At 67.8% G+C, this 16,021-nt stretch carries 12 protein-coding genes; 7 read left to right on the forward strand and 5 right to left on the reverse strand.

Translation table 11 applies throughout. From position 1 onward, the window contains the following. Positions 1 to 681 (reverse strand): DUF6880 family protein (locus Q7P21_RS12725; RefSeq protein ID WP_369695343.1); only part of this gene is annotated, 681 nt, incomplete at its 3' end. Between the two features lie 117 nt (positions 682 to 798). After that, entirely contained in the window at positions 799 to 2,391 is a 1,593-nt protein-coding gene (locus tag Q7P21_RS12730; protein ID WP_304177357.1) for an isocitrate lyase, read from the reverse strand. Positions 2,392 to 2,555: 164 nt separating this feature from the next. On the opposite strand from Q7P21_RS12730, the gene Q7P21_RS12735 reads away from it, so the two are divergent. The 3 genes from Q7P21_RS12735 to Q7P21_RS12745 all read left to right on the forward strand — a co-directional run bounded on the left by Q7P21_RS12735 (position 2,556) and on the right by Q7P21_RS12745 (position 8,754). Continuing rightward, on the forward strand, positions 2,556 to 3,974 hold the full coding sequence (locus tag Q7P21_RS12735; protein ID WP_304177359.1) for a short-chain fatty acyl-CoA regulator family protein: 1,419 nt from the start codon (positions 2,556 to 2,558) through the stop codon (positions 3,972 to 3,974). A 185-nt stretch (positions 3,975 to 4,159) separates the two neighbouring features. Then, positions 4,160 to 6,313, forward strand: a complete 2,154-nt coding sequence (locus Q7P21_RS12740) for a malate synthase G (protein ID WP_304177361.1) — start codon at positions 4,160 to 4,162, stop codon at positions 6,311 to 6,313. A 152-nt stretch (positions 6,314 to 6,465) separates the two neighbouring features. Further along, complete coding sequence (locus Q7P21_RS12745; RefSeq protein ID WP_304177363.1) at positions 6,466 to 8,754, forward strand: glycosyl transferase family protein; 2,289 nt, start codon at positions 6,466 to 6,468, stop codon at positions 8,752 to 8,754. Here the strand turns inward: Q7P21_RS12745 and Q7P21_RS12750 are convergent. Further along, on the reverse strand, positions 8,738 to 10,384 hold the full coding sequence (locus Q7P21_RS12750; RefSeq protein WP_304169970.1) for a polysaccharide deacetylase family protein: 1,647 nt from the start codon (positions 10,382 to 10,384) through the stop codon (positions 8,738 to 8,740). The two genes, Q7P21_RS12745 and Q7P21_RS12750, sit on opposite strands and share 17 nt — an antisense overlap. Next, a complete protein-coding gene (wecB, locus tag Q7P21_RS12755) occupies positions 10,384 to 11,568 on the reverse strand; it encodes a non-hydrolyzing UDP-N-acetylglucosamine 2-epimerase (RefSeq protein WP_304169971.1) in 1,185 nt (394 codons plus the stop codon). Before wecB ends, Q7P21_RS12750 begins: the two co-directional genes overlap by 1 nt. A 415-nt stretch (positions 11,569 to 11,983) precedes the next feature. On the opposite strand from wecB, the gene Q7P21_RS12760 reads away from it, so the two are divergent. The 3 genes from Q7P21_RS12760 to Q7P21_RS12770 all read left to right on the forward strand — a co-directional run bounded on the left by Q7P21_RS12760 (position 11,984) and on the right by Q7P21_RS12770 (position 14,186). After that, positions 11,984 to 12,991: an alpha/beta fold hydrolase gene (locus tag Q7P21_RS12760; RefSeq protein WP_304177365.1), complete on the forward strand. Its 1,008-nt coding sequence runs from the start codon at positions 11,984 to 11,986 to the stop codon at positions 12,989 to 12,991. Positions 12,992 to 13,097: 106 nt separating this feature from the next. Then, positions 13,098 to 13,736: a hypothetical protein gene (locus Q7P21_RS12765; protein ID WP_304177366.1), complete on the forward strand. Its 639-nt coding sequence runs from the start codon at positions 13,098 to 13,100 to the stop codon at positions 13,734 to 13,736. A 21-nt stretch (positions 13,737 to 13,757) separates the two neighbouring features. Further along, the gene (locus tag Q7P21_RS12770) at positions 13,758 to 14,186 is read left to right on the forward strand and encodes a hypothetical protein (RefSeq protein WP_304169974.1); all 429 of its coding nucleotides are present in this window, start codon (positions 13,758 to 13,760) and stop codon (positions 14,184 to 14,186) included. Here Q7P21_RS12770 and purU read toward each other — a convergent pair. After that, positions 14,183 to 15,052 (reverse strand): formyltetrahydrofolate deformylase, encoded by an 870-nt coding sequence (gene purU, locus Q7P21_RS12775; RefSeq protein WP_304169975.1) that lies wholly within the window; start codon positions 15,050 to 15,052, stop codon positions 14,183 to 14,185. The two genes, Q7P21_RS12770 and purU, sit on opposite strands and share 4 nt — an antisense overlap. A 193-nt stretch (positions 15,053 to 15,245) precedes the next feature. Here purU and Q7P21_RS12780 point away from each other — a divergent pair. Beyond that, positions 15,246 to 16,021, forward strand: a 776-nt coding sequence (locus Q7P21_RS12780) for an FAD-dependent oxidoreductase (protein ID WP_304177367.1), incomplete at its 3' end; no start/stop codon positions are given.

Here is a 16,021-nt window from a genome sequence, read left to right on the forward strand (position 1 = left end):
GGCCGCATCGCCCTGGGCCTCCAGCACCACCTGCAAGGGCGCGCGCCAGATAGAGTTGGCCCTACGAGGCGGGGCGGATTCCATCTCGATCCGGGCGCGCAGGCGATCGACGCCCGCGGCGTCCAGGGCTGGCAGGATGGCGGCGAGGATCTCGCCGCCCGCCCCCACCCGCGCTGTGGCGAGCGCGTCGAGCACCGCGTCGGTGAGGTCGGGGATGGGCGCAGCGACCTGGGCGGCGACCGCCGACAGGTCGGCCAGGGCGGTCGAGAAGATGTCGGCCATCTCGCCCTTGGCGTCGGTCGCCCGCGACAGCAGGCCCCGCTCCAGGGCCACGAACTTCAACAGCAACTCAAGCGCCAGGGCCGGGTCGGCGGCGGCCAGAGTCTCGGCGATCATCCGACGCTGCAGTTCGAGGTCGCGCCGGAACTCCTTCTGCTTTCGCCAGTGGATGCGGCTGCGGGAGACCTGCAGGGGTTCGTGGCGCTTGAGGAGCTCCTCTTCCAGGGCCTCGGGGCCCATGGCGGCGGCGAGTTCCAGGCGCAGGCGGCCCTTGATCATCGGGCGGCCATCGGCCTCATCCATCAGGATCGCGGCCAGTCGCTCGGGGCCCAGGGCTTCGAGGTTGGCGGAATTGAGCGCCTTGCGGGATTTGGGCCGTTTGACGGGCGGTATCGAACTCATGCCCCACCTTGGCGATCTCGCCCCGCTTCGTCCATCGGACCCACGCGCGCAGGCCAGACAGCAAAACGGCCCGGAGCTTTCGCGCCGGGCCGTCCTGTCAGGTCGATAGGCTGGCTCTTAGGCGAACTGGCCCATGGTGTTGTGGACGCCGCCGGCCTTCAGGGCCGCTTCGCCCGCGAAGTATTCCTTGTGGTCGTCGCCGATGTCGGAGCCCGACATGTTCTGGTGCTTCACGCAGGCGATCCCTTCGCGGATCTCCTTGCGCTGGACGTTCTTCACGTAGCCCAGCATGCCCTGCGAGCCGAAGTATTCCTTGGCCAGGTTGTCCGTGGACAGGGCGGCCGTGTGGTAGGTCGGCAGGGTGATCAGGTGGTGGAAGATGCCGGCCCGCTTGGCGCCGTCCGCCTGGAAGGTGCGGATGCGTTCGTCGGCTTCGATGGCCAGCTCGGTGGTGTCGTAGTCGACGCTCATCAGCTTTTCGCGGTCATAGGCCGAGACGTCCTTGCCGGCCGCCTTGTAGGCGTCGAACACCTGCTGGCGGAAGTTCAGGGTCCAGTTGAAGGACGGCGAGTTGTTATAGACCAGCTTGGCGTTGGGGATGACGGCGCGGACGCGGTCCATCATGCCGGCGATCTGCTCGACGTGCGGCTTCTCGGTTTCGATCCACAGCAGATCGGCGCCGTTCTGCAGCGAGGTGATCGAGTCCAGAACGCAACGGTCTTCGCCGGTGCCTTCGCGGAACTGGAACAGGTTGGACGGCAGGCGCTTCGGACGCAGCAGCTTGCCATTGCGGTTCAGGACCACGTCGCCGTTCTTCATGTCGGCGGGCGAGACTTCCTCGCAATCCAGGAAGCTGTTGTACTGGTCGCCCAGGTCGCCCGGGGTGGTTGAGACGGCGATCTGCTTGGTCAGGCCGGCGCCCAGCGAGTCGGTGCGGGTGACGATGACGCCATCCTCGACGCCCAGTTCGAGGAAGGCGTAGCGGCAGGCGCGGACCTTCTGCAGGAAGTCTTCGTGCGGCACGGTGACCTTGCCGTCCTGGTGACCGCACTGCTTTTCGTCGGAGACCTGGTTTTCGATCTGCAGGGCGCAGGCGCCCGCCTCGATCATCTTCTTGGCCAGCAGATAGGTGGCTTCCGCATTGCCGAAGCCGGCGTCGATGTCGGCGATGACCGGCACGACGTGGGTCTGATAGTTGTCGACGGCGTCGAGGATGGCCTTTTCCTTGGCCTTGTCGCCAGCCGCGCGGGCGGCGTCGAGGTCGCGGAACATGCCGCCCAGCTCACGGGCGTCGGCCTGGCGCAGGAAGGTGTAGAGCTCTTCGATCAGGGCCGGCACCGAGGTCTTCTCGTGCATCGACTGGTCGGGCAGCGGGCCGAACTCGGAGCGCAGGGCGGCGACCATCCAGCCGGACAGATAGAGGTAGCGGCGGTCGGTGTTGCCGAAGTGCTTCTTGATCGAGATCAGCTTCTGCTGGCCGATGAAGCCGTGCCAGCAGCCGAGCGACTGGGTGTACTGCGAGGAGTCGGCGTCATAGGCCGCCATGTCCTTGCGCATGATGCTGGCGGTGTAGCGGGCGATCTCCAGGCCGGTCTTGAAGCGGTTCTGGACGCGCATCCGGGCCACCGACTCGGCGTCGATCGCGGCCCAGGGGCCCTTCTTGCTGTCGATGAGCTGGCTCATCTGGATGATGTGGTCTTGATAGGACATGTGTCTCTTCCGCGATCAGCCGGGGCAACTGGAGGGCCCGGATCTTGGCCGCTCCCGTACAGCGCCTTTGCCGCAGTGCGAAAGGCCGCGCGAGGTCTAGATGTATGACTTTACAGGAATTGATTGTAATGTTGTAATGTCTCGACAATACGGGATGTACAGCCATGGCCGCGGAACGCCGCCTCTATGTCGGACCCAGCCTGCGCCGGCTGCGCCGTGACCTCGGCATCACCCAGGCCGACATGGCCGCCGACCTCGATGTCTCGGCCTCCTATGTGGCGCTGCTGGAGCGCAACCACCGGCCGCTGAGCGCCGAGGTGCTGCTGCGGCTGTCCCAGACCTACAAGATCGACATGGCCACCCTGGCCGGCGGCGGCGGGGCCGACGAGACCGCCCGGCTGCAGGCGGTGCTGAAGGACCCGATGTTCGCCGACATCGACCTGCAATCGCTGGAAACCACCGACGTCGCCACCAATTTCCCGGGCATCACCGAGGCCCTGTTGCGGCTCTACACCACCTATCGCGAGGAGCAGCTGGCCCTGGCCGATCGCGGCGCGGAGACCCAGGCCACCGGCAGCCGCAGCTCCGACGCGCCCGATCCCGTGGCCGAGTCCCGCCGCTTCCTCGCGGCGCGGCGCAACAGCTTCCCGGTGCTCGACGACGCGGCCGAGCGCCTGGCCGAGGCGGTCAGCGGCCACGACAATCTGACGGGATATCTGAAGGCCCGGCACGGCCTGCGCACGCGTCGCCTGCCCTCCAGCGTGATGGTCGGCTCGATCCGCCGGCTGGATCAGCACCGCAAGGAGATCCTGCTCGACGACGGGTTGGACACCGCCAGCCAGACCTTCCAGCTGGCCCTGCAACTGGCCTATCTGGAGCTGCGCGGCGAGGTCGACGCGGTGCTGCAGGACGGCAGCTTCGACACCGAGAGCGGCGAGCGCCTGACCCGCCGCGCCCTGGCCAGCTACGCCGCCGCGGCGATCATCATGCCCTACACCGCCTTCGCCCGGGCGGTGGAGGCCCGGCGCTATGACGTCGAGGCCCTGGCGCGGCAGTTCGGGGCCAGCTTCGAACAGACCGCCCACCGGCTGACCACCCTGCAGAAGCCGGGGCATGAGCGGGTGCCGTTCTTCTTCATCCGGGTCGATCCGGCCGGCAATGTGTCCAAGCGCCTGGACGGGGCCGGCTTCCCCTTCGCCCGGCACGGCGGGGGCTGTCCTCTGTGGTCGGTGCACCAGGTGTTCAAGACGCCGCGCGAGATCGTCACCCAATGGCTGGAGCTGCCCGACGGCCAGAGGTTCTTCTCCATCGCCCGCACGGTGACGGCCGGCGGCGGCGCCTTCGGCACGCCCCGGGTCGAGCGGGCCATCGCGCTCGGCTGCGCCGCCGAGCACGCCGGGCGGCTGGTCTACACCCGCGACCAGCCGGGCCTGGGCGCCGACGGCGCGACCCCGATCGGGGTCACCTGCCGCCTGTGCCACCGCACCGAATGCACCGCCCGGTCCGCCCCGCCGATCGGCCGCCAGATCCTGTCCGACGACATCCGCCGCACCAGCCTGCCGTTCGGGTTTTCCGACAGCTGATCGCTGACCAAACAGGCGCCCCTGAGGGACGCGCGCGGCGGCGCGCCGACGGGCCTTGTCGAAAAATTCCTTGCCGATAGGGGCTTCAAAGCGGCGCGCTTCCGTGCAGTAAAGCGCCCGAGACTTCGGGTCGGTCGCCCTGGCGGCGGATCCTGGGACACCTTTATCGAGAGCCCGGTACGCGCATGAACATCACCAGCACCCTGTCCGTCGACGATCTTCTGGCCCGTTTCGTGGAAGCCGAGCTGCTGCCGGGCACGGACATCGCACCGTCCGCCTTCTGGGCGGCGCTCGAGGCGGTGCTGGCCGATTTCACGCCGCGCAACGCCGCCCTTCTGGCGCGCCGGGACGAGCTGCAGCAACAGGTTGACGCCTGGTGGCGCGACCGCAAGGGCAAGACCTTCTCGGTGGCCGAGGAGACCGCCTTCCTGCGCGAGATCGGCTATCTGCTGCCCGAGCCCGAGGCCTTCGAGATCGGCGTCGAGAACGTCGATCCGGAGATCGCCAAGCTAGCCGGCCCGCAGCTGGTGGTGCCGGTTTCCAATGGTCGGTACGCCCTGAACGCCGCCAACGCCCGGTGGGGCAGCCTCTATGACGCCCTCTATGGCACCGACGCGATCGAGCCGCCGACCGGAACCAAGGGCTATGATCCGGTCCGCGGCGGCAAGGTGATCGCCTATGCGCGCGCTCTTCTGGACCGCGTCGCGCCGTTGGCCGCCGCCTCCCACGCCGACGCCGCAGCCTATTCGGCCGTCGCCGGCGGGCTGGTCGTGAAGCTGAAGGATGGTCGCGAGACGACGCTCGCCGAGGCGTCCCAGTTCATCGGCTGGCGGGGCGCGGCCGAGACCCCCGAGGGCGTGCTGCTGCGCCACAACGGCCTGCACCTGGAGATCCTGATCGATCCGTCGAGCAATATCGGCAAGGACGACCCGGCCGGGGTCGCCGATGTGCTGGTCGAAGCCGCGCTGACCGCCATTCAGGACTGCGAAGACTCGGTCGCCGCCGTCGACGCCGAGGACAAGACCGGGGTCTATCGCAACTGGCTGGGCCTGATGAAGGGCGACCTGTCGGCCAGCTTCGCCAAGGGCGGCTCGACCGAGACCCGACGCCTGGAGGCTGATCGCGTCTATCAATCGGCGACCGGCGGCGAGGTTTCCCTGCGCGGCCGCAGCCTGATGCTGGTGCGCAATGTCGGCCACCACATGACCACCGACGCCGTGACCTTCGGCGGCGAGGCGGCCTATGAGACCGCCGTTGACGCCCTGATCACCGTGACCGCCGCCCTGCACGACCTGAAGGGCGCCCGGCGCAACAGCCCGGCCGGCTCGGTCTATGTGGTCAAGCCGAAGATGCATGGGCCGGACGAGGTGGCGCTGGCCGTGCGGCTGTTCGACCTGGTCGAGGACGCCCTCGGCCTGGCCCGCAACACCGTCAAGATCGGCATCATGGACGAGGAGCGCCGCACCAGCGCCAACCTCAAGGCCTGTATCCACGCCGCCCGCCATCGGGTGGTGTTCATCAACACCGGCTTCCTTGACCGCACCGGCGACGAGATCCACACCGCCATGGAAGCCGGCCCCGTGGTTCGCAAGGACGCCATCAAGGCCGAGCCCTGGCTGCCGGCCTATGAGAAGCGCAATGTCGAGATCGGTCTGGCCACGGGCTTCCCCGGCCACGCCCAGATCGGCAAGGGCATGTGGGCGGCGCCCGACATGATGCAGGCCATGCTGACCACCAAGGTCGGCCACCCCAAGGCCGGCGCCAACACCGCCTGGGTGCCCTCGCCCACCGCCGCGGTGCTGCACGCCCTGCACTATCACGAGGTCGACGTGCCCGGGCTGCAGGCCCAGATGGGCGCGGCCCACCATGTCACCGGCACGGACGAACTGCTGACCCCGCCGCTGGCGCGCTCCAACTGGAACGCCGCCGATGTGCAGGAGGAGCTCGACAACAACGCCCAGGGCATTCTCGGCTATGTGGTCCGCTGGATCGACCAGGGGGTCGGCTGCTCCAAGGTGCCGGACATCCACAATGTCGGGCTGATGGAGGACCGCGCCACCCTGCGGATCTCCAGCCAGCACATCGCCAACTGGCTGCACCACGGGGTCTGCACCGAGGCCCAGGTCCGCGAGACCCTGGTCAAGATGGCCAAGGTGGTCGATGGCCAGAACGCCGGCGACGCGGCCTACACCCCGATGAGCCCGGCCCCGGACCAGTCGATCGCCTTCCAGGCGGCGCTGGACCTGGTGTTCGAAGGGCGCACCCAGCCCAACGGCTATACCGAGCACATCCTCACCCGCCGCCGCCGCGAGCGTAAGGCTCAGCTGGCCGCCGGCTAGGAGACCGCACTGGGCGCCCGAGGATCGGTCTCCCGGCGCCCGGAACCGGACGGCCTTCGCCTATAGGGCGGATAAACACGCCTCCCCCGCGAGCGGCGTTGTGATTGAATCCGCCCGCCCCTAAAAGGTTAACAGGGTGTGGGCGAATATTCGTGAGTGGTGTTTTCGGAACAGGGCTGGAGCTTGACCTCGCGGCCCTGGCGGTCCGGGTCGATCAAGGCCTGCTAACCTACTGGTTGGCGCTAAAACTACTGTTAGTTGTGGTCGCGGTTCTGATCTGCCTGTCCTCGACCGACGACCTGTTCATCGACATCTGCTACTGGCTGGAGCGCCTGACCCGGCCCATCCGCCGGTTCGGACGACGCAAGCCGTCGGAAGACCGCCTGAGGCTGAAGCCCGAGCAGCGCATCGCCATCATGGTCCCGGCCTGGCGCGAGGCCGAGGTGATCGCCGACATGTTGGTCAATACGATCAACGCCTTCGACTACACCCGCTTCGACATCTTCGTCGGTGTCTATCAGAACGACGCGGACACCCGCCGCGAGGTGGAACGGGTGCAGAAATCGTTCCCCAATGTGCACTTGGCCGGGGTGGGCGCCGATGGCCCCACCTGCAAGGCCGACTGCCTGAACTGGATCCTGCGGGGCATAGCGGCGCGCGAGGCCGAGACCGGCGAGGTCTATGAGATCTTCGCCATGCACGACGCCGAGGACGTGGTGCACCCGTTTGGCCTGCGGGTGATGAACTGGTTCATCGAGGGCGCCGGCATGATCCAGCTGCCGGTGCTGTCGATGAACCGCCGCTGGAACCAGTGGGTCGCCTGTCACTATCTCGATGAGTTCGCAGAGTTCCACACCAAGGACCTGCCGGTCCGCGCCCTGCTCAGCCGCATGACCCCCTCGGCCGGGGTGGCGACAGCCTTCAGCCGCGAAGCCATGCAGGCGCTCAGCGAGGAGCGCGGCGGCCAGGTGTTCAACACCGCCAGCCTGACCGAGGACTATGATGTCGGCCATCGACTGAAGGCGCTCGGCTTCTGCTCCGACTTCATCCGCTACTACGCCCGCACCGCGCGCTTCCGCCCGGCCTGGTTCCGCAAGGGTCAGGTGCGGACCCTCAGGCGAGAGCTGGTGGCCACCAAGGAATTCTTCCCCCACACCTGGAACACCAGCGTCCGCCAGAAGGCCCGCTGGATGCTGGGCATCTCCTATATGGGCTGGGCGCAGCTGGGCTGGTTCGGCGACCTGGCCAATCGCTACTTCCTGTTCCGCGATCGCAAGGCGCTGTTCACGGCGCCGGTGGGGGCGTTGGCCTATCTGATCCTGATCAGCGTCCTGGTCATCGTCGGGCTCTCGCCGGTCTGGCCCGCCGCCCGCGACCTGCCGCCGCTGATCGATCAGCCCTGGGTGCGGACCCTGCTGATCCTCAACGCCCTGTTCCTGCTGAACCGCGTCCTGCACCGCGCCTGGTTCACTGCCCGCGCCCACGGCCTGGGCTTCGCCTGGCTGAGCCCGGTGCGGATCGTGGTCTCCAACCTGATCGGCTTCGCCGCCTTTGGCCGTTCCATGCGGCTGTTCATCGGCCATCTGATCACCGGCCGGCCCATCGCCTGGGACAAGACCCAGCACGCCTTCCCCGGCCTGGAGCAGTTGCGCCACCGCGGCACCCGCCTGGGCGAGTTGCTGCGCCACTGGAACCAGGTCAGCGCCGATGACCTGCACACCGCCCTGATCGTCCAGAAGACCCGCTATCGACCGCTTGGCCTGTTGCTGGTCGAGCGTCGGGCGGTGACCGAGGAGGCCCTGGCGGCGGCCTTCGCCGAACAGGCCGGCAGCCAGTCGATCGCCCTGGATGTCATGAAGGTCGAACCGCGCCTGCTGCACCTGATGACCGCGCGGCAGGCCGCCCGGTTCCGCGCCGTGCCGGTCGCCCGCCGCGACGGCGTCACCCAGGTCGCCCTGGCCGAGCCCCTCGACAAGTCCGCCCGCGCCGCCCTTGAGGCCCTGCTCGCCCCGCGCAACGGCCAGCGGGTCGCCTATGTCTATGCGCCGCTCAGCGACATCGCCTTCGCGCTGCGGTTCGGCTGGAAGGATGGGGCGCTCAGCGCCGCGCACGCCGCCATGGACCGGCTGGTGGATCGCGGCGCCCTGCACGCCGCCGACGCCGCCAAGGTCTGGAGCGCCGCGCGTCGACCCCAGGTGCTGCTCGGCGATCTGCTGGTGCGCCAGGAGGCGATAGATCACCGTGCGCTCGCCGCCGCCCTGCCCGGCTTTTGGGGATCTCAGCAGCGGCTGGGAGAATATCTGCTGGAGCGCCGCCTGATCACCGAGGCCCAGCTTCACGCCGCCCTGGCGGCTCAGCCTGCGGGCATCCCCGACCTGCTGCAGACCGCGACCCGGCTCAAGCTGCTGGTCCCGGCGCCCCAGCTCATGGCCGCGGAATAGTCGCCGGGTCGGGCGTCAGGCTCGACGGAGCCACGAACTGATAGCCCATCGCCTTGATCGGCGGCACGATCTGGGCCAGCTGGGTGGGCCCCAGATAGGCGTGGTAGAAGAAGCTCGCAAAGCCGTCGCGGACCACCAGATTGAGGCGCGCGGCCTCCACGATCTGCGCCGCCGTGCGACTGGTGTTGTGGTTGTAGCCCACCTGCTCGAGGTTCCCGAGATTCTCCGGGATCACCCACGAGCCGTACACATCACGCAGCGGATAGGGGAAGAACTGGCCGTCCTGGCGCCGCGCATCCGGATGGCCCGAGAGCGTGCCCCGGAAATAGATCGCCCTGTCGTAGCGCAGGCCGAACCGGGTCTGGACCGCCGCATAGTCGGCGGCCGAGCCGGCATAGTGTGGAAATTCGAACATCCGGGGGGCGGGAAGTCCCGCCGCCGCCCAGACGGCCAGGCCCTCGTCGATGCGTGACAGGGCCCACGGCGTGGAATCCTCGGCCAGCGGGCCGTCATAGCGGACATAGTTCTGGGCATCGACATGGGCCCGATAGAACTCGAAGTCGTCGCCGGTGATCGCGTCATAGGGATTGCGCAGCCGCCCCGCCTGATGGGTGTGGCCATGCATGATCAGGGTTCCGCCATGGGCGGCCATGTAGCGCAGGGCCGCCACCACCTTGGGGGCGTGGGCCAGATCGACATGCCGCGGCTTGCCGGTCTCAACGCCGAGCGGGTCGGCATAGGTGTCGATCAAGGCCACGGAGAACGGAACCTGCTGGGCGTAGAGATAGTCGGCGATGGCCTTGAGCTTGGCGGGATCGGACGCCGGGCTGACATCCTCGATGCGGATCAGGGCGCGATGCCGCTCCGGCGTCTTGGGCGCCACGAGGTCGAACATCAGGTCGGAGAGGATCAGATAGCGATCGGTCTCCGACATGTAGCTGAACGGGTTTTCGCCGATATAGGTCAGGTTGCCGGAGCGCACCGCCCAGGGAACCTCGCGCCCGCCGGCGCGCACGGCCTGGGCCACCACATCGACGCGGTCGGCATGCTCGATCTTCAGGGCCGTGACCCCGCCATCGTCGGTCGGCTGGCGGGTCAGGACCACGCCCTTGTAGCGAACCTGGGCCACGGCGGCGGGGGGATCATAGGCGGTCGGCAGCCAGCCGAAGCGGTCGGCGAAGTCCGGGGTGGCGCGGGCCAGCTGGTCGATGCCGTACTGCATCCAAAGCACCGGGCGCTGGGCGTGAGCGACAGCCTCCAGGAAGGGACGCGGCAGCTTTTCCTCGAAGGTCGAGCCGATGAAGATGGTGGCGGTGTGGCGGTCCAGGTCCCCGGGCGCAAAGGCGCTGACCGGCTTGGCCTCATAGGTCCCGAAGTGGCCGGCAAGATTGGCCGCGAAGATCGCGTAGAGCTCGCCCAAATCCCCCCAAGGCCCGGTGTTGGTGTAGAGGATCAGGGTGCTCGGCGCCGGCGCGGCGGGCGGCGCCAGACGCGGAACCGCCTCGGCGCTGGCCGGGTGTCGGCCTGCGGGCCGGCTCGGATCCAACGCCGCGACCCCCGCCAGCAGGGCCACCAGGAAGACCAGGGCCCGTCCCCAGCGGGCCGGCTTCCTGCGACGAACCCGCGCCATCAGGCCACCCGGGCGTCGCTGTGCAGGGCCTGCTCGGCCAGACGGCCGCGGGCCTGGAGAGTCGCCCGGATCAGGCCGGCGATACGCCCAGCGGCGCGACCGTCGCCATAGGGGCTGCCGGCGCTGGCCATGCGCGCATAGGCTGCCGGATCATCCAGCAGCCGCTCAGCCTCGGCGATGATGGTGGGCGCGTGCGCCCCGACCAGCCGCGCCGTGCCGGCGGTGATCCCCTCCGGCCGCTCGGTCTTGTCGCGCAGCACCAGCACCGGCTTGGCCAGGGCCGGCGCCTCTTCCTGGACACCGCCGGAGTCGGTCAGGATCAGGTCGCAATGGGCCATGAGATGCAGGAAGGGCACATAGGTCTGGGGCGACATCAGCCGGATGTTGGGCTGGTCGCCAAGGCGGCCCATCACGCGGGTCACCTGGGGATTGGGATGGACCGGGGCCACGATCATCACGTCCGGGCGACGCGCCAGATGCTCCAGGGCCTGGGCGATCTGTTCCAGTCCGCCGCCGAAGTTCTCCCGCCGATGGGTGGTCGTCAGGATAATCCGCCGCCCCTTGGCCTCAGCCAGGATCTCCCGCACCTCAGCGGTCAGGTGGTCCAGCCGGTCCATCTCGGCGAGGGTCAGATAGAGGGCGTCGATGACGGTGTTGCCGGTGACGTGGATGCTGTCGGCGCCGATATTCTCGCGGCGCAGATTGCCGGCGGCGATCTCGGTCGGCGCGAAATGCAGGTCGGCGATCTGGCCCACCATCCGACGGTTGGCCTCCTCCGGCCAAGGATGGTGCAGGTCGCCCGATCTCAGCCCAGCCTCGACATGGGCCACGGGGATCCGACGATAGTGGGACGACAGGGCGCACATGGCCGCCGTGGTGGTGTCGCCCTGAACCACGACCATGTCCGGCTGGAGTTCATCCAGCACCTGGCCAAATCCGGTGAGCAGGGCGGCGGAGAGCGCATCCAGCCCCTGGCGCGGACGCATGACGTCCAGATCCACGTCCGGCGCGATGCCGGCGATCTCCAGGGCCTGGTCGAGAATCTGCCGGTGCTGGCCGGTGGCGCAGACCGTCACCCGCAGGTCGGGGTCGGCCTTCAAGGCGCGGATCACCGGGAACAGCTTGATGGCCTCTGGCCGCGTGCCCACGGCGACCACCACGCGCGGCCGCGCGCCGACGCTCATCGCTCGCACCCGTTGGACAAAGCCACCCCCGCCTCGATCCTGACCGCCAAACCCCCTTGGCCGCCATCGATGGACGCCCGCTACAGGTCGGGCGGTCCAATCAACACCATGTCGATGGGCCGGATAAAGGCAAGCACAGGTCGCTCTCTGGGCGAGTTGAATCCAAATTCAGAGCCTTGATGACAAGTATGCGTCATCTCGAATGGCCGACCAATTCCCCTATATATTGTAAAATGCAATGCATGGTCGGAGCCGAGCGCCTTCATCAACCTAGGTTTTCAGGAACTGTCCGGTATTGAAAACCCATTTTGGGGATATAAACCCTGGGGCTCTGGAAGGACTACGCGGTGCGCATTTATCGACATAACGCATGTCATTATATTAGGCTGGTGAGGCGCTTCACCAGGACACTCCGATGACCGACATCCTGACCACGGCCGACGGCGTCAGCTTTCTGCGGGCTCCGGACACGAACTTCGCGGACATGCCGGACTTCGACCACGCGTCGCGCCACCTCGAATTCCAGGGGCTGAGGCTGGCCTATGTGGATGCGGGTCCTCGGGACGGGCCCGTCGCCTTGCTGATGCACGGCATGCCGACCTGGAGTTTCCTCAACCGGCACATCATCGCCCGCCTGGTCGCCGAGGGCTGGCGCTGCATCGCCGCCGACCACATCGGCTTCGGGCGTTCAGACAAGGTGATGGATGACGGCTGGTATTCCATCGCCCGCCACGTCGCCGCCCACCGCGCCCTGATCGAGGCGCTGGACCTGACCGACGTGACGCTCTTCGTCCAGGACTGGGGCGGCCCCATCGGCCTGGCCCAGGCCGCGACCCTGCCGGAGCGGTTTACGCGCCTGGTGATCCTGAACACCTGGCTGCATCACGAGGGCTACGACTACACCCCGGCGCTGCGCCAGTGGAACGGCCAGTGGCAGACCGACGGCTTGTTTGGCGTCAACATCCCGCAGCCCCTGTCGATCGGCTGGTTCATGATGCTGCCACTCGGCGGCATGCAACCGCGCGACCTGTTCGCCATCATCCAGTCCGGCCTCCATCCGGACCTGAGCGCCGCAGATGCAGCGGTGCGGCGGGCCTATGATGCGCCGTTCGAAGGCCTCGGCCGGGCTGGCATGGCCGGGCCGCGCCGCTTCCCGCTGAGCCTGCCCTTCGACAACCCGACGGGCGGGGCGGCGGCCGAGCAGGCGGTCTGGTTCGAGACCCTCAAGGCCTGGACGAAGCCGGTGCATTTCATCTGGGGCGGGACCGACGCGGTGTTCACCGAAGCCTGGGGTCGCGAATGGGCCAGCCTCTATCCGCAGGCGAGCTTCGACCTGATCCCGGACGCCGGGCACTTCCTGCAAGACACCCACGGCCGCGAGATCGCCGACATCTTCCTGCGCCGCCTCGCGGAGCAAGGCTGATCTCAGCGCCGTTCGCCCGCATGACCACGACGTCCATCCGCGCCGAGCTCGTATTGACATACACAATGCCATTTGTGAGCGTGCGTCTACGCAAGGGAGGCTTGGGATGGACAGTTTCTGGGTCTGGGGCATGGCCCTGGCGGCCTATGGCCTGTTCCTTGCCTGGTACGTCAATTGGCGCGGTCCTCTGAAACCGCAGGAGATCGACGATCTCATGGCGCGGATCACCGCGCACAATCCCGATGCCGGTCGCAACGATCCCGCCGTGGTGCGCCATTTCCTGGAGGGCGATGATGGTCGGGAGTTTTTCATGCTCAACCTAGTCAGGGTGGCCTCCACCGAGGTCGCCGATCCCCTGACCGGCCAGATGCGTCCGGCCCGCGCTGTGATGGATGGCTACACCAGGATGTTTCTCCCCGCCCTTTTCCGGCGCGGCGGCCACCCGGCCATCGCCGCCCGCAAGATCGGGCCCTATTTCGACGCCTGGGGGGTCGAGCCTGATCCGGAATGGACCCTGGTCGGCTACATGCGCTACCGCAGTCGGCGGGACCTGGCGATCCTGGTCGCCGATCCCCGCTTCGGCGGCGCCCACGATTTCAAGTTCGCGGCCATGCCCCAGACCTTCTCCTTTCCGACCCGGCCAGTGATCATGGCGCTCGCCAGCCCCAAGCTCTGGCTCGGACTGGCGATCGCACTGATCGCGGCGCTGACCCAGATCGCCCTGCTGCTCGTCGCGGTCGACTGAACCCCACCCGGAGGACACCCCATGGCCCTGTTGCCGGACAGCACCAATCGCGACTACCGCGGTGCGGCGATCTCCGCCTGGTTCCTGGTGCTGATGGGCATAGGCACGGTGGCGCCAGGCTGTATCCACTATTTCCTTCCGGACGGCGGGGCGGGCGTGATCGCTCACATCGACCTGGGCGCCCAGGCCCACACCATCATCGCGGTCTTCGCCTGGTTCGGGGCCTTGCAGATTCCCCATGGCGTCGCCGAGGTCGTCATAGGCCTCCGCTACCGCCCGCTCACGCCACTGTTTCTGGCCCTGATCATCGTCGAGCGCGGCCTGATGCTGCTGGACGGCTGGTTCCTAAAAGGCGCCGGAGGCCACCACCCACCGGAGCACTACGCCAGCGTCGTGGTGGTCGCCCTGACCCTGGTCTTCCTGGCTCTGTCCCTGCGGGGAAAAGCCTAGGCGAAGACGATGGTCTTGCCGCCCTCGACCAGCACGCGGCGCTCGACATGCCAGGCGACGGCGCGGGCCAGCACGGCGCACTCCACGTCACGGCCGATCTGGACCAGCCGGTCAGGGTCCTGGCTGTGGTCCACGCGGCGGACGTCCTGTTCGATGATCGGTCCCTCGTCGAGATCCGTAGTCACATAGTGGGCCGTGGCCCCGATGATCTTCACCCCCCGCGCGTGGGCCTGATGATACGGCTTGGCCCCCTTGAAGCCTGGCAGGAACGAGTGGTGGATATTGATGCAGCGGCCATCCAGGCTGGCGCACATCTGCGGCGACAGGATCTGCATGTAGCGCGCGAGCACCACCAGATCGACCTTGAGCTCCTCGACCAACCCCAGGAAGGCGGCTTCCTGTTCTGCCTTGGTCGCTGCGGTGATCGGCAAGTGGTGGAACGGCACGCCGCTCCACTCCGTGAAGGAGCGCATATCCTCGTGGTTCGACACCACCCCCACGATCTCGGCCTGCAGCAGGCCGGCGCGCCAGCGGTGCAGCAGGTCGAACAGGCAGTGGCCGAACTTCGACACCGCCAGCAGCACCCGAGGCCGCTCGGCCGCGTCATGCAGCGACCAGTCCATCGAGAACCGCTGGGCGATCAGCTCGAACCCCGCCCGCATGGCCTCGATCGGCGGCATGGCCCCGTCCGGCCGGAAGACGGTGCGCATGTAGAACTGGTCCGCCATGCCGTCGTTGAAATGGTTGGACTCCAGGATCGAGGCGTCATTGTCGGCCAGGAAGCCTGACACCGCCGCCACCACGCCTTTGCGATCCGGACATTTCAGGATGAGCACATAGCGGCTCTCGGGAGGTTTGGCCTTCACGGGGAGATCCTTTCGTCCGGCCACGTCTGACTGGGACGACAGGAGACGGTTTGACGGGGCCTTCGCGCCAATCGAATTTTGTCGGCCGCCGATCTAATTTTTGCGGCTGGTCGCGCGAGGCCCCAGGGCCTATCGACGAAAAATGGGCGCATCTGACGACAGCCGCGACAAGACCGCGAACGGGCGGGCCTAGATGGCGCGCTATTCGACGCTGGGGCTGCTGGGCGCCGGGCTTTCGGGCCACAAGTCCTGGCCCCGCGCCTGGCGCGCGCCGGACCCAAAGCCCCGCTACGACATCGTCGTCATCGGCGGCGGCGGTCATGGCCTGGCCACCGCCTATAACCTCGCCAAATATCACGGGGTGAAGTCGGTCGCCGTGCTGGAGCGCGGCTGGATCGGCGGCGGCAACACGGGGCGCAACACCACCATCGTCCGCTCCAACTATCGCCAGCCGCAACTGCAACGGATGCTGGAATACGCCCTGAAGCTCTGGGAGGAGATGACCGACGAGCTGAACTACAATGTCATGTTCAGCCAGCGCGGCGCGGTCTTCCTGGGGCATTCGGATTCAGACATGACCCGGCTGGCCGAACGGGGAGATTCCCTGCGCGCCCAGGGCATCGACGCCGAGCTGATGTCCCGCGCCGAGGTCGCCCGGCTGATCCCTGTGCTGAACATGTCGCCCGAGGCCCGGTTCCCGGTGCAGGGCGGGCTGATCCAGAAGCGCGGCGGCACGGCGCGTCACGACGCGGTCGCCTGGGGCTATGCGCGGGCTGCCGACGCCCTGGGCGTCGACATCATCCAGAATTGCGAGGTCACGGGCTTCGCCCTGCGCGGCGGCAAGGTCGAGGGGGTCGAGACCACGCGCGGCCCGATCGGCGCCGACAAGGTCGCCATCTGCGTGGCGGGAAACAGCGGCCATGTGGCAGGCCTGGCCGGACTGAAGCTGCCGATCGAAAGCCACTTGCT

This window comes from Phenylobacterium aquaticum (assembly GCF_947378715.1).
In the GTDB taxonomy this organism is placed as follows: domain Bacteria; phylum Pseudomonadota; class Alphaproteobacteria; order Caulobacterales; family Caulobacteraceae; genus Phenylobacterium; species Phenylobacterium aquaticum_A.